The sequence below is a fragment of the Actinomycetospora rhizophila genome (assembly GCF_042657905.1).
Taxonomy (GTDB): Bacteria; Actinomycetota; Actinomycetes; order Mycobacteriales; family Pseudonocardiaceae; genus Actinomycetospora; species Actinomycetospora rhizophila.
The window spans coordinates 97,646-117,133 of record NZ_JBHSKG010000021.1; the positions used below are offsets into that span (position 1 = coordinate 97,646).

The 19,488-nt window shown below is 76.9% G+C and carries 19 protein-coding genes; 3 read left to right on the plus strand and 16 right to left on the minus strand.

Annotated features, from left to right (window positions below):
* Positions 1 to 3: 3 nt before the first annotated feature.
* From ACFPK1_RS28515 to ACFPK1_RS28585, 15 genes are all read right to left on the minus strand, one after another.
* The gene (locus ACFPK1_RS28515; RefSeq protein WP_378024328.1) at positions 4 to 579 is read right to left on the minus strand and encodes a TlpA family protein disulfide reductase; all 576 of its coding nucleotides are present in this window, start codon (positions 577 to 579) and stop codon (positions 4 to 6) included.
* 1 nt (position 580) lies between these two features.
* Positions 581 to 1,216, minus strand: coding sequence for a histidine phosphatase family protein (locus ACFPK1_RS28520; RefSeq protein ID WP_378024329.1), 636 nt, complete (start codon positions 1,214 to 1,216; stop codon positions 581 to 583).
* Positions 1,213 to 2,529 carry a glutamate-1-semialdehyde 2,1-aminomutase gene (gene hemL / locus ACFPK1_RS28525; RefSeq protein ID WP_378024349.1) on the minus strand — a complete coding sequence of 439 codons (1,317 nt, stop codon included), beginning with the start codon at positions 2,527 to 2,529 and terminating at the stop codon, positions 1,213 to 1,215. The genes ACFPK1_RS28520 and hemL overlap by 4 nt, the downstream gene beginning before the upstream one ends.
* 80 nt (positions 2,530 to 2,609) lie before the next feature.
* Entirely contained in the window at positions 2,610 to 4,676 is a 2,067-nt protein-coding gene (locus tag ACFPK1_RS28530) for a serine/threonine-protein kinase (protein WP_378024330.1), read from the minus strand.
* A gap of 91 nt (positions 4,677 to 4,767) precedes the next feature.
* Complete coding sequence (locus ACFPK1_RS28535) at positions 4,768 to 5,091, minus strand: hypothetical protein (RefSeq protein WP_378024331.1); 324 nt, start codon at positions 5,089 to 5,091, stop codon at positions 4,768 to 4,770.
* Positions 5,088 to 5,546 (minus strand): hypothetical protein, encoded by a 459-nt coding sequence (locus ACFPK1_RS28540; RefSeq protein ID WP_378024332.1) that lies wholly within the window; start codon positions 5,544 to 5,546, stop codon positions 5,088 to 5,090. Before ACFPK1_RS28540 ends, ACFPK1_RS28535 begins: the two co-directional genes overlap by 4 nt.
* On the minus strand, positions 5,543 to 5,983 hold the full coding sequence (locus ACFPK1_RS28545) for a hypothetical protein (RefSeq protein ID WP_378024333.1): 441 nt from the start codon (positions 5,981 to 5,983) through the stop codon (positions 5,543 to 5,545). Before ACFPK1_RS28545 ends, ACFPK1_RS28540 begins: the two co-directional genes overlap by 4 nt.
* Entirely contained in the window at positions 5,980 to 6,954 is a 975-nt protein-coding gene (gene hemB / locus ACFPK1_RS28550; RefSeq protein ID WP_378024334.1) for a porphobilinogen synthase, read from the minus strand. Before hemB ends, ACFPK1_RS28545 begins: the two co-directional genes overlap by 4 nt.
* A gap of 30 nt (positions 6,955 to 6,984) precedes the next feature.
* Entirely contained in the window at positions 6,985 to 8,631 is a 1,647-nt protein-coding gene (locus tag ACFPK1_RS28555; protein WP_378024335.1) for a uroporphyrinogen-III synthase, read from the minus strand.
* Between the two features lie 23 nt (positions 8,632 to 8,654).
* A complete protein-coding gene (gene hemC / locus ACFPK1_RS28560) occupies positions 8,655 to 9,683 on the minus strand; it encodes a hydroxymethylbilane synthase (protein WP_378024336.1) in 1,029 nt (342 codons plus the stop codon).
* A complete protein-coding gene (locus ACFPK1_RS28565) occupies positions 9,683 to 11,044 on the minus strand; it encodes a glutamyl-tRNA reductase (RefSeq protein ID WP_378024337.1) in 1,362 nt (453 codons plus the stop codon). The genes hemC and ACFPK1_RS28565 overlap by 1 nt, the downstream gene beginning before the upstream one ends.
* Positions 11,041 to 11,832, minus strand: a complete 792-nt coding sequence (locus tag ACFPK1_RS28570) for a redox-sensing transcriptional repressor Rex (protein WP_378024338.1) — start codon at positions 11,830 to 11,832, stop codon at positions 11,041 to 11,043. The genes ACFPK1_RS28565 and ACFPK1_RS28570 overlap by 4 nt, the downstream gene beginning before the upstream one ends.
* Positions 11,833 to 12,083: 251 nt before the next feature.
* Complete coding sequence (locus ACFPK1_RS28575) at positions 12,084 to 12,731, minus strand: hypothetical protein (protein WP_378024339.1); 648 nt, start codon at positions 12,729 to 12,731, stop codon at positions 12,084 to 12,086.
* Positions 12,728 to 13,315, minus strand: coding sequence for a hypothetical protein (locus ACFPK1_RS28580; protein WP_378024340.1), 588 nt, complete (start codon positions 13,313 to 13,315; stop codon positions 12,728 to 12,730). The genes ACFPK1_RS28575 and ACFPK1_RS28580 overlap by 4 nt, the downstream gene beginning before the upstream one ends.
* Positions 13,312 to 13,671: a glutaredoxin family protein gene (locus ACFPK1_RS28585; protein WP_378024341.1), complete on the minus strand. Its 360-nt coding sequence runs from the start codon at positions 13,669 to 13,671 to the stop codon at positions 13,312 to 13,314. Before ACFPK1_RS28585 ends, ACFPK1_RS28580 begins: the two co-directional genes overlap by 4 nt.
* A gap of 782 nt (positions 13,672 to 14,453) precedes the next feature.
* Between ACFPK1_RS28585 and ACFPK1_RS28590 the strand changes: the two genes are divergently transcribed.
* The 3 genes from ACFPK1_RS28590 (at position 14,454) to ACFPK1_RS28600 (ending at position 17,817) form a co-directional block, all read left to right on the plus strand.
* The gene (locus ACFPK1_RS28590) at positions 14,454 to 15,152 is read left to right on the plus strand and encodes a sigma-70 family RNA polymerase sigma factor (protein WP_378024350.1); all 699 of its coding nucleotides are present in this window, start codon (positions 14,454 to 14,456) and stop codon (positions 15,150 to 15,152) included.
* Positions 15,153 to 15,276: 124 nt separating this feature from the next.
* Positions 15,277 to 16,581: a DUF5667 domain-containing protein gene (locus ACFPK1_RS28595; protein ID WP_378024342.1), complete on the plus strand. Its 1,305-nt coding sequence runs from the start codon at positions 15,277 to 15,279 to the stop codon at positions 16,579 to 16,581.
* Positions 16,582 to 16,851: 270 nt separating this feature from the next.
* Positions 16,852 to 17,817: an HAD family hydrolase gene (locus ACFPK1_RS28600; RefSeq protein WP_378024351.1), complete on the plus strand. Its 966-nt coding sequence runs from the start codon at positions 16,852 to 16,854 to the stop codon at positions 17,815 to 17,817.
* A gap of 229 nt (positions 17,818 to 18,046) precedes the next feature.
* Here ACFPK1_RS28600 and ACFPK1_RS28605 read toward each other — a convergent pair.
* The coding region (locus ACFPK1_RS28605) for an HNH endonuclease signature motif containing protein (protein WP_465252233.1) at positions 18,047 to 19,488 on the minus strand (1,442 nt) is incomplete at its 5' end.

Genomic DNA, 19,488 nt, shown 5'->3' on the forward strand with positions numbered 1-19,488 from the left:
GGGTCAGCTGGACGGCGCCGGCTCGGCCGCGATGCGGTCGACCACGGGCTGGAGGTCCTCGGCGAGGATCGCGGTGAGGAACACCGCCGCGACGCGGTGCTGGCGGTCCAGCACGATCGTCGAGGGCACCGCGTTGCGCGGGTAGCCGCGCAGCGCGAGCAGCGAGCGTCCCGGCGGGTCGTAGATCGACGGGTAGACGACGCCGCGGTCGCGGACGAAGTCGGCGGCGGCGTCGCGCTGGTCGCGCACGTCGATGCCGAGGAACTGCACCCCGCGAGGGGCCGAGGCCGACGCGACCTGGTCGAGCGCGTCCGCCTCTCCGCGGCACGGCCCGCACCACGACCCCCACACGTTGAGCACGACCACCTGGCCCCGCCAGGCGTCGGTGGAGAGGGTCCGGCCCGGCTCGAGCAGGCTCTCGCCGCTGATCGGGGTGAGGGTGCCGCGGGTCTCGGGCGGGTCGTAGACGACGGTGGTGCGCCCGCCCGTGCCGTTGAAGACGAACTCGCCCTCCGCCGCCCCGGACGAGCACCCGGCGACGAGCAGCAGGCCCGCCAGCGCGAGCAGGAGCACGCGCACCTCAGGCCCCCGTGGCCGTCGGGTCCGAGGTGCCGCCGGGCTCGGCGTAGGCGATGTCGACGAGGCTCTCGTCGTCGAAGACGAAGCTCGTCACCGAGCCGAGCGAGCACTGCCGGTGGGTGGGGTTGTGCCAGAGCCGCTGCCCGGCCAGGTAGCGCCGCAGCGTCCAGATCGGCAGCTGGTGGGAGACGCACACGGCCTCGTGGCCCGCGGCCGCGGCGCGCGCCCGGTGGGCCGCGCCGAGCATGCGGTGGGCGATCTCCAGGTACGGCTCCCCCCACGAGGGGCGGAACGGGTTGCGCAGCAGCGGCCAGTACTCGGGCTTGCGCAGCGCCCCGTCGCCGACCGAGACGTGCTGGCCCTCGAAGGCGTTGGCGGCCTCGATGAGCCGGTCCTCGGTCACCGGCTCCAGGCCGAGCGCCGCGGCGACCGGCTCCGCGGTCTCCTGCGCGCGCTGCATCGGCGAGACGAACAGCGCGGTGACGTCGGCGCCCGCCAGGTGCAGCGCGACGCGTTTCGCCTGCTCACGCCCGGTGTCGGAGAGCCCGTAGCCGGGCAGGCGCCCGTAGAGGATCTTCTCGGGGTTGTGCACCTCGCCGTGGCGCACGACGTGGACGGTGGTGCGGACAGGGCTCACGGGGCCTCCGCCGCCGCGGCAGCCCGGGCGGCGTGCGGGAGGGCGTCGGCGATCACCGAGAACGCCTCGTCGTCGAGCGCAGCGGACACGAAGCACGCCTCGAACACGCTCGGCGGCCAGTAGACGCCGCGGTCGAGCAGGGCGTGGAAGAACGGCGGGAAGCGCCAGGTCTGGGCGGCGCGCATGTCGTCGTAGTTGCGCCCCTCGCCCTCGGCGAAGCGCACGGAGATCAGCGAGCCGGCCCGCTGGATGGTGTGCACGACGCCGGCGCCGCTCAGCGCGTCGGTGACGAGCCCGTGCAGCCGGTCGACGTGCGCGTCGAGCGCGGCGTAGACCTCGGGGGTGGCGTGGCGCAGCGTCGCGAGGCCCGCGGCGGTGGCGACGGGGTTCCCGGCCAGCGTGCCCGCCTGGTAGACGGGCCCGGCGGGCGCGAGCTGGGCCATGATGTCGGCGCGGCCGCCGAAGGCCGCGGCGGGCAGGCCGCCGGACATGACCTTGCCGAAGCAGTAGAGGTCGCCGGCCACGCCCTCGAGGCCGTACCAGCCCGCGGACGAGACCCGGAAGCCCGTCATCACCTCGTCGATCACCAGCAGCGCGCCGTGGGCCCCGCAGAGCCGCTTGAGCCCGGCGTTGAAGCCGTCGTCGGGCGCGACCGCGCCCATGTTGCCCGCGGCCGCCTCGGTGATCACGCAGGCGATCTCGGGCCCGCGCTCGGCGAAGACCTGGGCGACGGCGTCGAGGTCGTTGTAGGGCAGGACGACGGTGTCGGTCGCCTGCGCGCCGGTGACGCCCGGGGTGGACGGCAGCCCGAACGTCGCGACCCCGGAGCCCGCCTCGGCGAGCAGCGCGTCGACGTGCCCGTGGTAGCAGCCGGCGAACTTGACCACGACGCTGCGGCCGGTGAACCCGCGCGCGAGGCGCACCGCGCTCATCGTCGCCTCGGTGCCCGAGTTGACCAGGCGCACCTGCTCGACGGGCTCGACGCGGCGCACGATCTCCTCGGCGAGCGCGACCTCGCCCTCGGTCGGCGTCCCGAACGACAGCCCGTGGGTCGCGGCCTCGCGGACCGCCTCGACGACGCCCGGGTGCGCGTGCCCCAGGATCATCGGGCCCCAGGAGCTGACCAGGTCGACGTAGCGGTGGCCGTCGGCGTCGGTGAGGTACGGCCCGGAGCCCGACACCATGAACCGCGGGGTGCCGCCGACCGACCTGAACGCGCGCACCGGGGAGTTCACGCCGCCCGGGACCACCTGCTCGGCGCGGGCGAAGAGGTCGGCGCTGTGGCCGACGCTCGACGTGCCGGAGCCCGTCATCGCTGTACTGGTCACGGGGCCAGTGTCCCAGCCGGGACGTGACGGCGCCGTGGCCGGGATGGGGCCGGGTGGGGCCGGGATCAGGAGGGCAGGGCCTCCCCCGGCGGCGGGCCCAGCCCGGCGAGCGTCCGGTCGACGGCGTCGCAGTCCGGTCCGACGATCTCCGCGGCGTAGGGCGCCGCGTCCCAGCCGAGCAGCGCCCGGCACGTGCCGCCGTCCTCGGCCTGCAGGTACGGGCCCTGACGCGGCCCGTTCGGCGCGCTCCAGGAGCTCACCGACTCGCCGGTGCGCGACCCGCGGGCGTTGGCCTCGGTCGCGACGTCGCCCGGGCCGTTCCACCGCGACCACGTCGTCGTGGTGCCGTCCGCGCCGATGCAGCTGCGCGCCTGGAGCGGGACGATCCCCGAGGTGCCCGGGGTCGGCGTCGCCGGGCCGCAGCCGTCGCGGACCGCGCCCGGCACGACGCGTTCGACGGCCCGCAGCTGGTCCCCGCCGGGCAGGCCCGAGTTCACGAACGCGGCGGTGACGTCGGCGCACCGGTCCGCGGGGGCGTAGAGCTGGACGTTCACGGCGACGCCGTCGTAGGCCGCGAGGCTCTGGCAGGCCCCGCCGCTGATCGTCTGCCAGTACGGCCCCTGCGGCACGCCCCGGAGCTGCCACTGCCGCAGGCCGTCCACCGACGGCGAGGTCGTGTACGAGAGCACGCGGTTCGCGGCGTCGGTCGGGGTGGCCCACCGCGCGTAGGAGACCGCGACCTCGGCCGGCCCGGTGCACTGGACGGCCTCGACGGGCCGGGGACCGCCCGTGCTGATCTCGTACGCGGCGACGTCGCCGGGTGCGCACCCGGCGGAGGTCGTCTCCGGGAACAGCTGCGCGAGCGAGGCCGGGTTGCCGACGGCCACCGTCGCCGGCCCGGACGACCCGCCGCCCACCACCAGCACCGCCGTGACGACCACGGCGGCGACGAGGACGAGCGCGCCGGCGACGATCGCGACCGTCCGCCCGCGACGCCGCGGGGTGCCGGGCGAGCCCGCGGAGGCGGCCGGGGTGGCGAAGGGGGCCGAGGAGCTCCAGGTCCCCGGTGGCGCGGCGGGTGACCAGGGACCCGACGCCCCGTGCGGCCCGCTGTCCCACCGGACCTGCCCCGGCTGGCTGGGCTGCCCCGGCTGACTCGACCGGGCCTGCTGGCCCGCTCCGGGGACCGGCGCGTACGGGGGCGGGCCCTGCGGCGGGTAGCCCGCCGGCCCCACCCAGGTCGCCCGCCCGTGCTCGGGGCCGCCCACCGGCGGGGCCGGGGTGGTCGCCGGCACGGGCCCGCTGCCGTCGAGGGCGGCGCGGGCGGCCTCGGCGAGCTCGCCGGCCTCGGCGTACCGGTCGGCGGGGCGCTTGGCGAGCCCGCGCAGGACCACGGCGTCGAGCGCCGCCGGCAGCCCGGGGCGTCGCGAGGACGGCGGGGCCGGCGCCACCGCGAGGTGCTGGTGCAGCATCGCGGGCATGTCGCCGTCGAACGGCGGGCGCCCGACGAGGCTCTCGTAGAGCACGACGGCCAGCGCGTACACGTCGGCGCGGCGGTCGACGGCGGCGCCCTCGAACTGCTCGGGCGCCATGTAGGCCAGCGTGCCCAGCGTGGTGCCGGTGCCGGTGATGTTGCGCCCGCGCGTGCCCCCGCCCGCCAGCCGCACGATCCCGAAGTCGACGAGGTGCACGAAGTCCGGCCCGCGCCCCGAGGTGACCAGGACGTTGCCCGGCTTGACGTCGCGGTGCACGAGGTCGTGGGCGTGGGCGTCGTCGAGGGCGTCGGCGACCTGCTCGACGATCCCCACCGCGCGCGCCGGCTCGAGCGGGCCCTCCTCGGCGAGCACCTTGGCGAGGTCGCGGCCCTCGACGAGGCGCATGTCGAGGAACAGGCGCCCGTCGATCACCCCGAAGTCGTGGATCGGCACCACGTGCGGCGACGACAGGCGGGCGGCCGTGCGGCACTCGCGCTCGAAGCGCTCGCGGATCTCCGGGTCGTCGGCCAGTTCGGGGGTCAGGCGCTTGAGCGCGACCTCCCGGTCGCGGCGGGTGTCGTACGCGCGGTGCACCTCGCCCATGCCGCCGCGACCCAGGCGACCCTCGAGCCGGTAGGGCCCGAAGCTGTCGGTCATCCGTCCTCCCCCGGTGGGGCGGACGGTCCAACCGATGACCACTGACCCGGCGCCCGGTCGGAGGATAGTCAGACGAGGGCCGCTCCGGCGATCACGTGGTGCGCTCGGATCCCGGGGCGAGCGCGGCGGGCTCCCCGGCCGGGGCCGGGGCCTCCGTGCGCTCCGTGGGCGCGTCCTCGGCGGGCTCCCGCCGGCCCGTGCGCAGGGCCGGCACGGCGACGAGGGCCGTGAGCACCGCCGCGACCCCGGCGGCCGTGCCGGCGACGAGGTACCCGCCGACGAGGTGCAGCTGGCGGATCGGGGCGACGAGCAGGCCGCCGGTCGTCTCGCGCACCTCGACGCCGGCGATGAGCAGCACCACCGCGGCCACCGCGAGCAGCACCGCCACCGTCAGCAGCAGCACCGGGCGCCTCACGACGCCGCCCGTGTGCGCAGCAGGTCCTCGAGCGCCGCGCGCAGCCCGGCGCCGTCGCGGGCCCACGCCACCGCGCGGGTGCCGTCGGTCAGGCGCAGGACCACCGGCTGCAGGCGGCGCGGCACGACCGGCCCGTCGCCGAGCACCCGCAGGCCGTGGTGCTCCTCGTCGGCGGGGCGCAGCGACGTCACGTGCGACATCGGCAGGCTCGTGGTGCCCTGCTCGAGCGTCGACGGGGTCAGGCGCACCCGGAGGTAACGGCGGCGCGTGCGCACGAGCAGCAGCGTGTAGAGGAGGACGAGCAGTCCGACCCCGAGCCACAGCGGCAGCGAGGCGCCGCCGGGCGCGAGGCTCTCGAGCCCGATCCCGGCCGCGGCCAGCACCGGGCCGAACAGCAGGATCCCGGCGCGCGTGCCCGACTCCTCGAAGAGCACGGGCGCCTCGGTGGTCGTCACGACGACCGGCCGAACCACGCCCGCGCCGCGGGCAGGTGTAGCAGCACCGCGCCGACGGCGAAGGCGACGAACCAGACGCCGCCGACCCCGAGGAACGTCACCTGCACCAGGCCGACGACCCCGAGCACGGCGCCGAGCACCGTCAGGCCGATCCACGCCGCGCGCGAGCCGTCCCGCAGCCGCCGCGCCCCGACGACCGTGCCGACGCCCCCGGCGAGCAGCACGACCATCGCGGCGATGACCGCGATCGGCTGGGTGGTCGGGTCGAGGGTGCCGAAGAGCAGCCCGACCGCGAACAGCACCGCGGTGCCGATCATCAGGGCGCCCAGCACGACCCACAGCACCACCGCCGCGGTGACGAGGCCCGGGCGACCCGGCTCCTCCTCGGGCGGGGTGACCGCGACCGGGTCGACGGGTGCGTGGTCGGGCACCGTCACCGATCCAGCCAGGCGGTGGCCTCGGTGGCCCAGTAGGTGAGTACGACGTCGGCGCCGGCGCGGCGGATGCTGGTGAGCGACTCGAGGATCGTGCGCTCGCGGTCGAGCCAGCCCCGCTCGACGGCCGCCGAGATCATCGCGTACTCGCCCGACACCTGGTAGGCGGCGACGGGGACGTCGGCGGAGTCGGCGACCCGGCGCAGCACGTCGAGGTAGCCCATGGCCGGCTTGACCATCACCATGTCGGCGCCCTCGTCGAGGTCGAGCGCCACCTCGCGGGCGGCCTCGCGCGCGTTCGCCGGGTCCTGCTGGTAGGTCCGGCGGTCGCCCTGCAGCTGGGAGTCCACCGCCTCGCGGAACGGGCCGTAGAACGCGCTCGCGTACTTCGCCGAGTAGGCGAGGATCGCCGTGTCGCGGAACCCGGCCTCGTCCAGCGCGGCCCGGATGACGCCGACCTGCCCGTCCATCATCCCGCTGGGCGCGACGACGTGGGCACCGGCGCGGGCCTGGGCCACCGCCATCTCGGCGTAGACCGGCAGCGTCGCGTCGTTGTCGACGGCACCGTCCGCGTCGAGGACCCCGCAGTGGCCGTGGTCGGTGAACTCGTCGAGGCACGTGTCGGCCATGACGGGCAGGGCGTCGCCGACCTCGGCCCGCACGTCGGTGAGCGCGACGTTGAGGATGCCCTCCGGGTCGGTCGCCCCGGAGCCCACCGCGTCGCGCCGCGCCGGCACGCCGAACAGCATGATCCCGCCGACCCCGGCCGCCGCCGCCTCCGCCGCCGCCTTGCGCAGCGACTCGCGGGTGTGCTGGACGACGCCGGGCATCGAGGAGATCGGCCGCGGCGCGTCGAGGCCCTCGGCCACGAACACGGGCAGCACCAGGTGCCGCGGGCGCACCTCGGTCTCGGCGACGAGGCGCCGCATGCCGGGGTTCACCCGCAGGCGGCGGGGGCGGTCGGTCGGGAACATCAGGTGTCCTTAGGGCGCGAGGGACCCAAGTTAGCGCTTGCGGGCCTTCGTCTTGCGCGGCGGGGGCAGCGCCCCCTCGGCCCGCAGCTTGGTGGCGTGCGACGCGAGCGCCTCGACCAGCGACGGGACGTCGGCGACCTCGGGCTTCACGTCGACGCGCAGCCCGAACTCGACGGCCGTCTCCGCGGTCTTCGGCCCGATGCAGGCGACGATCGTGCGGGCGTGCGGCTTGCCCGCGATCCCGACGAGGTTGCGCACCGTCGACGACGAGGTGAAGCAGACCGCGTCGAACCCGCCGGTCTTGATCGCCTCGCGCACCGGCGCGGGCGGCGGGGCCGCGCGCACCGTGCGGTACGCCGTGATGTCGTCGATCTCCCAGCCGCGCTGCTGGAGGCCCTCGGCGAGGGTCTCGGTGGCGATGTCGGCGCGCGGGAGCAGCACCCGGTCGACCGGGTCGAGCACGTCGTCGTGCGGCGGGAAGACCTCGAGCAGGCCCTCGGAGGACTGCTCGGTCTCCTCGTCCGGCACGAGCTCGGGGTGGACGCCGAAGGCGCGGACGGTCTCGGCCGTCGCCTCGCCGACGCAGGCGATCTTGACGCCGGAGAACGCGCGGGCGTCGAGGCCGAACTCGCCGAACTTCTCCCACACCGCGCGCACCGCGTTGGCCGAGGTGAACACGACCCACTGGTAGCGCCCGTCGACGAGGCCCTTGACCGCGCGCTCCATCTGCGCCGGGCTGCGCGGCGGCTCGACGGCGATGGTCGGCACCTCCTCGGGCACGGCGCCGTGGACGCGCAGGCGGTCGCTCATCGCGCCGGCCTGGTCCTTGGTGCGCGGCACGAGGACGCGCCAGCCGTACAGCGCGCGCGACTCCCACCAGGAGAGCGTGGCGCGGTCGGTGACGGCGTCGCCGAGGGTGACGACCAGCGTGCCCTCGAGCTCGGCGCCGTCCGACGCGAGCTTGTCGAGGCTGGTCTCCACCGTGCGCTGCCGCGAGCCGGTGCCGGCCGCGGTGACCAGTGCCGGGGTGCCCGGCTTCCAGCCGTTGCCGACGAGCTGCGCGGACGCGCCGGCGAGCTCGGCGGCGGTGGCCTGCAGCACGAGCGGGCCCGGCGCGACGGCCAGGGCCGCGTAGTCGACGGTCTCGCCGGCGGTCAGGTCGACCGAGGTGTGGGCCGGGCCGAGCGCGACGCCGGCGTAGGTCGGGACCGCGGTGTCGGCGGGCATGCCCGGGACGACGTCGAACGGCACGGCGGCCGCGGCGACGGCGCGGACCTCGGTGACGACGTCGGGGCGGACCAGCGGGTCGCCCAGCACCAGGCGCACGACCGACGCGCCGCCGCGGGCCGCCGCGACCACGGTCTCGGCCAGCGTCGCCGGGTCGGCGGGGGCGGGGCCGTCGCCGGTCGCGGCGGGGTCGTCGGCCGCGAAGCTCGGCGCGACCACGGCGTCGGTCGCCGGGCCGCCGGCCGCGGGGTCGTCGCCGACCTGCCCGACCGGGCGCACCGTCACCGACGACGGCAGCAGCGCGAGGACGTCCGCGGGGGCGCCGCGATCGGCCACGACCAGCGTGGCGGCGGCGAGGGCGTCGCGGGCCCGCACGGTCAGCAGGCCGGGGTCACCGGGCCCGCTGCCGACGAAGGCGACCCGGCCGGCGGTCGTCGAGGGTGCTGTCATGTCTTCCGTTCCCATCGTGGTGTTCAGGAGGCGGGCGGGGGCTGGTTCTTCGTCGCCGTGTCGCCGGCGAGCCCCTTCGGCTCCGCCCCGTCGGCGAGCAGTTCCTCGGCCAGTGCGCGGCCGATCTGCTCGGCGTCCTCGGTCTCTCCGGTGGCGGAGCCGCGCACCAGCGCGCCCTCCGCCGTGGCGGCCACCGCGCGCAGCGACAGCCGTTCGACGACGTGACCGTCGTCGTCGAGGTCCTCGACGACCTCGGCGAGCGCCCCGATCGGGGACCCGCAGGGTGAGCCCAGCCCGCCCAGGACCGCGCGCTCCGCGGTCACGGCGACGGCGACGGACTCGTCGTGCAGCGTGGCGCGCAGGAACTGCTCGAGCCCGGCGTCGTCGGCCCGGCACTCGCAGGCCAGCGCCCCCTGGGCGGGGGCGGGCAGCACCTGCAGGGGATCGAGCACCTCGGTGGCCTCGCCGACCCGGCCCAGGCGGGCGAGCCCGGCGCGGGCGAGCACCACGGCGTCGAGCTCGCCGCGGGTCACCTTCCCGATGCGGGTGTCGACGTTGCCGCGGATCGGCACGAGCTCCAGCCCGAGCCCGAGCGCGCCGATCTGCGCGATGCGCCGCGGCGACCCGGTGCCGACCACGGCGCCCGGCGGCAGTTCGCCGAGGACCATGCCGTCGCGGGCCACGAGCGCGTCGCGGGGGTCCTCGCGGGCCGGGACGGCCGCGAGGGAGAGCCCCGGCACCGGGGCGGTGGGCAGGTCCTTGTAGGAGTGCACCGCGACGTCGATCTCGCCGGCGAGCACGGCGTCGCGCAGCGCGGTGACGAACACCCCGACCCCGGTCTGGGGGATCGGCGTGCCCGCGGCCTGGCTGCGGTCGCCGTCGGTGGCGATGGTGACGACCTCGACGGTGGCGCCGGCGTCGGTGAGCGCGGTGGCGATGATGTCGGTCTGGGTGCGGGCGAGCAGGCTCGCCCGGGTCCCGATCCGGATCGTGCGCGCGCCGGAGCCGGTCAGCGGGGTCTCGGCGGTGTCGGCGGTGTCGGCCACGGTCATCAGCGCCTCCGCCGCGTGTCGACGGCCAGCGCCTGGTCGACGCCGTCGCCGGGCTCGACGCTCGTGGTGGTCTCGGCGAGCACCGCCGGGGTCTGCGGGTCGAGCTCGAAGAGCTCGCGCAGCGCCTCGGCGTACGTGTCGCCGCCCGGGGACTGGGCGAGGCGCTTGACCTGCACCGTCGGGGTGTGCAGCAGCTTGTCGACCACGCGGCGCACGGTCTGGGCGACCTCGTCGCGGGCGGGCCCGTCGAGGTCGGGCAGGCGCCCGTCGAGGCGCAGCAGCTCGGCGTCGACGACCTCCGCGGCGCGGCGGCGCAGCGCGGTGACGGTGGGCGTGACCTCGGCGGTGCGCTGGGCGGCGAAGTACGCGCGCACCTCCTCGGCGACGACCGAGCGGGCCTCCTCGACCGCGCGCCCGGCGCTCGCGGAGCGCAGGCGCTCGCCGAGGGCGGCGAGGTCGACGACGGTGACGCCGGGCAGCGCCGCGACGCGCGGGTCGACGTCGCGGGGCAGGCCCAGGTCGCAGACCACCAGCGGGGTGGCCGCGTCGCGGGCCGCCCGCACGTCCTCCTCGTCGACGACCGTGCCGACCGCGCCGGTGCAGGCGACGAGGACGTCGGCCGCGGCGATCTCGGAGCGCAGGGCGTCGAGGCCGGCCGCGCGAGCGGGCGTGCCCTCGGCGCGCAGGGACACCGCGAGCCGCTCGGCGTTGGACTCCGAGCGGTTGGCCAGCACGATCTCGGCGACGCCGCTGCGGCGCAGGTGCGCGGCGCTCAGCGCGCCCATCGACCCGGCGCCCACCACGAGCGCACGCCGCCCGGCGAGCCCGCCGAGGGCCACGTCCGCGTCGGCGAGGGCCTCGGACACGACCGAGGCGCCGGCGGCGTCGATGCCGGTCTCGGCGTGGGCGCGCTTGCCGACGCGCAGCGCCTGCTGGGCGAGCTCGTGCAGCACCCGGCCCGCCGACCCGAGCTCGCGGGCCTCGGCGTACGAGGCCCGGAGCTGGCCGAGGATCTGGGCCTCGCCGACGACCATCGAGTCGAGCCCGGCGGCCACGGAGAAGAGGTGCTCCACCGCCGAGCCGGCGTAGTGCACGTAGAGGTGGTCGGTGAGGTCGGAGACCTCGGCGTGGGCGTGGCGCGCGAGCACCGAGGACACCTCGGTGAGGCCGCCGTGGAAGGTCTCGACCACCGCGTAGATCTCGACGCGGTTGCACGTGGAGACGAGCATCGCCTCGGTGACGTGATCGCCGGTCAGCAGGTCGTCGAGGACCTTGCGGGTGTCGTCTCCGGACACGGCGACGCGCTCGAGCACCGGCACCTCGGCGGTGCGGTGCGAGACGCCGACCAGGAGCAGGCTCATCGGGAGACCGCCTCTCGCGGGGTCTGTCGCGGGGTGGCTGCGGGGCCGGCCGCGGGGACCGTGCCGTGCCGACGGGCGACGTGGAACGACAGCACCTGCATCTCCACCGCCAGGTCGACCTTGCGCACCTCGACCCCCGCGGGCACCACCAGCACGGTGGGCGCGAAGTTGAGGATGCTGCGCACGCCCGCGGCCACGAGGTGGTCGCAGACCTGCTGGGCGGCGGGCGCGGGCGTCGCGACCACGCCGATGGTGACGCCGCGCTCGGCGCAGACCCGCGGGATGCTGTCCGCGTGCTCGACCTCGACGCCGTCGACGGTGGTGCCGACCAGCGCCGGGTCGACGTCGAAGAGCGCCGCGACGGGGAAGCCGCGCTGGGCGAAGCCGCCGTAACCGGCGAGGGCGTGCCCGAGGTTGCCGACGCCGACCAGGGCGACCGCGTGCGGCCGGGTCAGCCCCAGGGTGGCCTCGACCTCCGCGGTGAGCCGCGAGACGTCGTAGCCGACCCCGCGCACGCCGGACGAGCCGATGTGCGAGAGGTCCTTGCGCAGCTTCGCCGAGTTGACCCCGGCGGCCGCCGCCAGCTCCTCGCTGGACACGGTGCCGCGGCCCTCGCCCAGCAGCGTCGTCAGCACACGGAGGTAGACGGCCAGGCGGGCCACGGTCGCCTCGGGCACGGGGCGAGCGCCGTGACCGCCGTCGACCCCCGCCGGCGTGAGGTCGTCCTCGTGCGCCCGGGTCGTGGGCACCGGGCGGCGGGCAGGCCGGGTGCCACGATCGACCGTCACTTCCGGGCGCCTCCTGTCATGCCTCGCTGCGTGCCGCGGTCAGCACCCGGCGGCCTGCACCACGCGGAGGTCCTGGACCCTGGCGGCGACAACGCTAGCGCTCGTGAACGCACGCACAAAATCGCCGCGAACCGACCGGCGGAGACCTCCAGTCTGCCCGATCCGGCCGCTCGACGCCTGCTCCGGCGGTGTCGTGAGCGTCGCTCCGCGGTGCCCGGCGTCCCTCGTGCGCCGTCCGGTGGACGCGGGTGTCAGACGGTGAGCGCGTCGGGACCCAGCGCTCCGGCGGTGGGGTCCCCCGGTGCGCTGGGCGGACGCCCGAGCAGGAAGTCCGCGGTCGCGCCGTGCATCGCCGCGACCGGTCCGACGCCCGCCGCGAGGGCGACGGCCGACGCCTCGGTGACCCGCCCCGTGATGGCGGTCACGGTCGCCGCGACCGTGCCGGTGAGGTCGGCGGCGAGGCCCAGGAGGTCGACCGGGGCGCGCGCGGCGTCCAGGCGTTCGCGCAGCGCCGGCTCGACCGACAGCGGGGCGCCGTCCACCGCGGGCCGCCCGGCGACGGTGAGCAACCGGTTCCACGCCTCGGCGTGGGCGACGTGCTGGGCCGCCGCCCCCGACAGGTACGCGGCCACCGCGCCGGGCACCGCGCCGTAGCGGCCCTGCCCCGCGCCCGACGCGGCCTGGCCGAGCAGCTCGCCGGCGAGGGCGGACACCGCGGCGCCGAGCGCGACCTGCGCCGCCTCGCCCTCGTAGGCCGGGGGCGCGGTGGTCGTGGTCGTCGGGGGTGCCGGCGGGGCCCCGGCGGGGGGCGCGCCGGCCGGCGCCTCGTTCGAGCAGGCGGCCAGGGCTCCGGCGCCCGCGAGGGCACCGAGACCGAGCAGGAAGGACCGGCGCCTCATCGGACCGCCCCCTCGGTCGCCGGCGACGCCTTCTCGGTCGGGAAGAGGACGTCGGGGAAGCCCACGGTGCCGGCCGCCGGCGGCAGGGCGGCCAGGTCCGGCGGGGAGGCCACCAGCTCGGCCCGCCCCGTGGACAGCAGCGTCTGGAAGGTCAGCAGCAGGGCCTTGCGGCGGGCCGCCGCGGCGGCGTGCCCGGCGACGGTCCGGCGCACCTCGGGGGCGGAGAGGTCGACGACGTCGGCGACGAGCGTCTGGGCGAGGACGTCCTCGAGGGTCAGCGCGAGCCCGACGACGTCGCCGGGGCCCCGCACGGTGGGCAGCGCCTGCTCGACCACCGGGGTGTACCGCGGGTCGGCGTTCGTCTGCGCCCGCCCGCCGGCCTGCCGGGTGGCGGTCGCGAGGTCGGTGCGGGCACGGGCCAGGGCGTCGAGCGCGGCGGCGAGGAGGTCGCGCAGCGGCGCGGGGGCGGAGGGCCCGCCCCCGAACGGCAGCGCCTGCAGCGAGGAGTAGGTGTCGGCGGCGAGCACGACGAGCGACGACGCGGTCTGCAGGATCGGCACGTCGGCCGGCGCGGGCGCGGTCACCGGGCCTCCCCGCCGAGGGCGCGGACGAGGTCGGCGGGCTCCAGCCGCCAGGACGCGATCTCCACCCCGTCGACGAGCGTCACCGGGACGCGGTCGCCGTACTCGGCGCGCCACTCCGGGTCCGCACCCGGGGCGTCGACGTCGACCACCGCGTGCTCCTCGCCGGCGCGTCCGCAGAGCTCGCGCACGACGCCCTCCATCCGATCGCAGGTCCGGCAGTCGGCCCGCACGAGCACGACCACCCGAACGAGATCGTCCTCCGGGGCCGCCGACCCGCCCGGACCGGCCTCCGGACGACCGCCCGTCGCACCGCCCACCGACGCGGTCGCCCGCTCGTCGGACCGCTCGTCCGCCACCGGCTCGTCGCCTCCCTCCGACACCCCCGCGGTGCCCCGCCCGGCGGCAGTCTCCCACGGTCGCCGGGGCCCCACGCGGAGCCCCGGGATACGCCCGAATGGCCGCTCGTCGCACCGTCGGTGCAGGTCGGAGAGGGTCGGGTCCGGCGGGGGCGCGCCGGTGACGGGGCAACTCACGCCGCACGTATGCTCCCCCGTCGACGCCCCCTCGCGGGGGATCCGGATCGGGAGACGGCGATCGAGGGAGAGGGCATGTCCGACGCAGCCGGCCGTCACGGCCGGACGTGCGCGCGCGACGCCGCCTCCGCTGCGCCCGCCCTCCCGGTGCCCGGTGTCCCCCCGACACCGCCCGGAGCGCCGTGAGGCGCGCGGCACCCGATCCCGCCGACGAGCCCGGGTCCGGCCACGTGCCGGCGCGGGGCGGTCGGGGGCACGGCACCGGCACGACCGGGCGGTCGCGGCTGGCCACCGGCACCGACACCCCGCCCGACCCCGTCATCGACGCGCGCGCGCACGGGGCCCCGCCGACCGCGCCCTTCTACCCGGCGCAGCGGCGGCGCGAGGACACCTGGCCCCCGCCGTCGGCCCCGCCGTCGGCCGAGCCCCCGAGCCCCTCCCCGAACGGGCACACCCGCCCGGGCCGGCCGACGCCGCCGATGGGCGTCCCCCAGCCCGAGCCGCAGGCCCCGCCCGCGCCCCGCCGCAACGGCACGGGTCCGCTCCCCCCGGTACCCCCGGACGTGCCGGCCCCGCCGGACGCCGCCGCCACGACCTCCGTGCCGATGCAGCCGCCGGGCGACCCCACCGCGACCCTCGCCGGCCCCCAGCCGCTGCCCGACGACACGCGGCCGGCCGAGGACGGGTTCGACGAGGACCCCGACGACGTCCCGGACGACCTGCCCGACGACCTCCCCGACGACAACGGCGCGACCGCCGAGGGGTGGGCGCTGGTCCGGGCCGCGCAGGACGGTGACACCGAGGCGTTCGGGCAGCTCTTCGACCGCTACCACGACACCGTCTTCCGGTTCGTGCTCTTCCGCCTCGGCGACCGGCCGGCGGCCGAGGACCTCACCCAGGAGACGTTCGTCCGCGCCTACCGCCGGATCACGTCGGTGAGCTACCAGGGCCGCGACATCGGTGCGTGGTTCGTCACCATCGCCCGCAACCTCGTGCTCGACCACGTCAAGTCGAGTCGCTACCGGCTGGAGAGCTCCACCGCCGAGGTCGCCGACGTCGCGCCGAGCAGCTTCCGGCCCGGCCCGGAGTCCGAGGTCATCGCCGGCGCCACCCACGCCGAGCTGCTGCGATGCGTCGCGCGCCTGGGTGACGACCAGCAGGAGTGCATCGCCCTGCGGTTCCTCCAGGGCCTCTCGGTGGCCGAGACCGCCGAGATCATGGGCCGCAACGAGGGCGCGGTGAAGGCCCTCCAGCACCGTGCGGTGCGTCGTCTCGCTCAACTGTTGCCCGAGGGGCTGCGGTGAGTCACATCGATGTGGTTCGAACCGCACACCGCATCGTCGTAACCGGTCGCCCCTCCGTTCGTTTGCCCCTGCGACGAGCACGGCGCGTACGGACCGTGACGCGCGGACGATGAGGACGGACGGCATGTCGAGCGGGCACGACGGTGACGACGAGCGGTTCGCTCGCGTCGGGGACCAGCGCGACGCCACCGGGCGTCCGGCGCGTCCCGATCGTGCGGCCGGTGCCACCGATCACGAGCTCGCCCGCGACCTCGAGCTGACCGCCGCCCTGCGCGCCGCCGGACGCGACGCCGCCGGCCCCGACCCCGCCACCAGCGCGCGGATGCGCGCCGCGGTGATGGCCGAGATCACGGGTGGCGGGGCGCCGACCGCGACCCCGCGGGAGAGCACGCGCGTCCTGCGCACCCCGGACACCGGTCCGGCCGGCGGTCGGGGGGCCGGCCGGACCGGCCGCACCGCGGGCGAGCAGCGGCGCGGGCGCACCCGGCCCGCCGACGGGCGGCCCGCCGGCCGCGCGACGCGGCGCTCCACCTCGCGCGTCCTGTCGTCGTTCGTCACCGGCGCCTGCGCGATCCTGCTCCTCGGGGCGCTGACCGTGCTGCTGAGCCGCGGCTCGCTGCCCGGCGAGATGCTCTACGGCGTCAAGCGGGCCTCGGAGAACGCCGAGATCGGGCTGACCAGCGGCCAGGAGGCCAAGGGCCGCCGGCACCTCGACTTCGCGGCCACCCGCCTCGAGGAGGTCTCCGACCTCATCGCCCGCGACACCACCACCGCGGCCGGCACCGGTCCCGCGGCCGCGGGCCTCGGCCCCGAGCAGTCCGCGCTCGTGCTGGAGAACCTGCGGGCCTTCGGCGAGCAGGCGCGCACCGGCTCCCGGCTGATCCTGCCGCTCGCGTCGCAGCCCTCGGGCCCGCGACCCGCCGAGCTCGCGGAGTGGGCCCGCTCGCAGTCGTCCCGCCTCGACACGCTCAGCCCCTCGCTCGACGGTGACGGGCGCGCGGCGGCCAGCGACTCCCAGCAGATGCTCCAGCGCCTCGGCCAGCGGGCCAGCGCGCTGGGCGGTCCGACCCGCTGCCAGACCGGCGCCGAGACCGACGACCTCGGCCCGGTGCCCTCGCGCGAGTGCGACACCTCGCGCCAGCAGGCGACCCCGTCGCCGGAGCGCACCGAGGCCGCCAGCACGGCCACCTCGAGCACGACGACCACCACGACGACCACCACCTCGCGCAGCAGCAGCTCCACCGAGGAGTCGTCGAGCCGCAGCAGCCGCGACGCCGACGAGGACTCCGGGCCGGTCGACGGCCTGCTGCCCGGCGGCGAGGAGCGCGGCTCGCCGGACCCGGTGCGGGTGCCGCTGCCGGTGCCGCTGCTTCCCCAGGTCGACGTCCCGCCGCTCCTGCCCGGGCTGCCCGGTCTGAGCCTCGGCTGAGCCGTCCCGCCCCCGCGGTCGGGGCTCCCGTCTAGGGTGAAAGTCGCACCGCGCCGGGGTCGATCAGTTCCGTCCCGCACCCGGCGGCGGGTCCCGGGACGGACACGACGGGAGGGTCCGGCGGTGGCAGGACGGCGCGAGCGCCGGTTGCAGGCGGAGCGGGAGGCGTCACGGCTCGCGGGCGAGGCGTCCGCCGAGGCCGCGCTGCGCGATCCCGCGCTGCAGGACGCGGCCCTGGGCGAGCCGACCGCCTCCGAGCTCCTCGAGACGGTGCCCGAGAGCGCCGGACCCACCACCGACCCGTCCGCGCCCGGCGACGTCACCACCGAGGGCGCCCCCGACGGGGAGCTCGCCGGGGGTGGGCCCGCGGCCGCCGCCGCGTCGGCCGACGCCCCCGACATCCACCGCGCGCCGCCGTCGTCACGGGTGCCGCCCGACCTCACCGCCGCCGCGTTCTTCGACGTCGACAACACGATGATGATGGGCGCGTCGATCTTCCACTTCGCGCGCGGGCTGGCGGCGCGCAACTTCTTCTCGGGCTCCGACCTGCGCGGCTTCGTCTGGCAGCAGCTGAAGTTCCGCCTCGGGGGCGAGGGCAGCCCCGACGACGTGCGGGCCCACCGCGAGCAGGCGCTGTCGTTCGTGGCCGGCCAGTCGGTGTCGGAGCTCGTCGCGCTCGGCGAGGAGATCTACGACGAGCTGATGGCCGACCGCATCTGGGAGGGCACGCGGGCGCTCGCTCAGATGCACCTCGACGCGGGTCAGCGGGTCTGGCTGGTCACCGCCACGCCCCTCGAGCTCGCCCGCATCATCGCCCGCCGCCTCGGGCTCACCGGGGCGCTCGGCACGGTCGCCGAGAGCGAGGACGGCGTGTTCACCGGGCGGCTCGTCGGCGAGCTCCTCCACGGGCCCGCCAAGGCGCACGCCGTGCGGGCGCTCGCCGCGCGCGAGGGCCTCGACCTGCGGCGCTGCGCGGCCTACTCCGACTCGGTCAACGACGCCCCCATGCTCTCGGTGGTCGGCACGGCCGTGGCCGTCAACCCCGACTCCGACCTGCGCGCCATGGCCCGCCGGCGCGGCTGGGAGATCCGCGACTTCCGGTCGGGACGCAAGGCCGCGAAGATCGGCGTGCCGTCGGTGCTCGGCGCGGGCGCCGTCGCCGGCGCCGTCGTGGCCGGAGCGGCCTACCGCCGACGCTCGACCGCCTCGCGGCTGGCCGAGCGCCTGGTCGGCTGAGTCAGCCCAACTGAGCCGGCCCGGCTGAGTCGGCCGCCGAATCGGCCCGGGGCTCAGCCCGGGATGCGTTTCGCCTGCCCGGGAACGTCCCCCGGGGTCAACGCGTCGCACGGTCGGCAGGCACGACGAGTACCCGGCCGACCCCGGATCAGGGGTCGCGCCGGGTGTCTCGATCGGCATCGTGACGGAAGGCGCGCGCCACCGCGGCGAGACGCGCGGTCCCGTCCCGTCAGAAGGGCGGCTCGTCGTCGCCTTCCGGATCGTCGACCGCCCGCGGCGGTGGTCTGCTGGGCGGGCCGTCGGGGTAGGGATCGTTGATCCACACGGGTTCGTCGCCGGCGAGCTCGGCGGGCGTGGTGGCCGACCGGTGGCGGCCGGGGGCGGGGTCGGGGAGGTCCGGTCTGACCGGTCGGGGTGGGCGGTCGTAGGTGTGGCCGGTGGGGCTGGTCCAGACGAACCGGCCGGGGGCGGGTTGGGCGAGGTGCCAGCCGGCTTCGTGCTTGAGGCGGTGGTCGTGGCGGCACACGGGGTCGAGGTTGTGCTCGACCGTGATCCCGCCGTGGTTGACGGCCAGGGTGTGGTCGATGTCGGCGACCAGCGAGGACGTCCGGCACGGCGGGAACACGCACGTGCGGTCACGCGAGCGGATCCAGCGGGCCAGCGCCGCGGACGGGAACCGGCGCCGCGCCTCCTCGGGGTTCGTCGGCGGGCCGGTCCAGGCGCGGAGCTGGTCACGCAGGTCGGTCAGGACCTCGCCCCACGTCCCGGGCTCGCGCAGCCGGCGGGCGAGCTCGGCCTGGCTGATGTGCAGCTCGAGGACCGGGCGGGCGATCGTCGGCTGCTGTGGGGTGGTGGCGTAGCCGCGGGGTCGGCGTCGGGTGACCAGCGCGGCGATCAGGTGGCTCTCGTCGTCGGTGACCGCGACCCGCCACTCCGCGCCGCAGAGCTGGCGGGCGAACTGCCGTGCGAACGGAGCGTGCACGACCCCGTAGCCGGGCATCGTGCCGGGCTTCTCGTCGAGCCCGAGCAGCGTGAGCAGCCCGATCCGCATCTCGATTCGCGCACTCCGCGACCCACCCGCCGCGGCCCCGCCGCCTGCGGCAGACCCGTCGGGCGGCACGTCGGACGGTCCGTCGGCCGCCGGCACGCCGGGGGCCCGATCGTCGGGGTCGTCGGGCGCAGGGCGATCGGGCGCAGGGCCGTGGGGTGTCTGGTCGTCGGCGGGGTCGTCGGTGCCGCGCTCGCTGCGGGGGGTGCCGCCGCCCGGGCCGGGGCCCTCGGCGCCGACGTGGCGCGGGGTGGTGCGCCCGCGGGGATCGCCCGGGGCGGCGTGGGCGACCACGTGGGCGACCAGCGCGTCGTCGTCCCACCCGCGCGGGCGGGGGCTGAGCAGCGCGAGATAGACATCCGCGCGGATGGTGTCGATCAGACCCGGATGCCCCGCCGCCTTCGCCCGGAACACCAGCGCCTCGACGTGCGCGACCGACAACGCCCCGGCATCAAGCGGCAGATCCAGCCCCGACAGATTCAGCGTGCCGGACTCGGTGGAGCCTGTCAGATGGGCTGTGTACAAGATCGTCTCTGACGAGGACGGAGTACACAGATGACCATGGCCGGCGAGCGGGATGGTGGTGAGGTTGATCCGGCGCGGGCCGCGGTCAACGACATGCT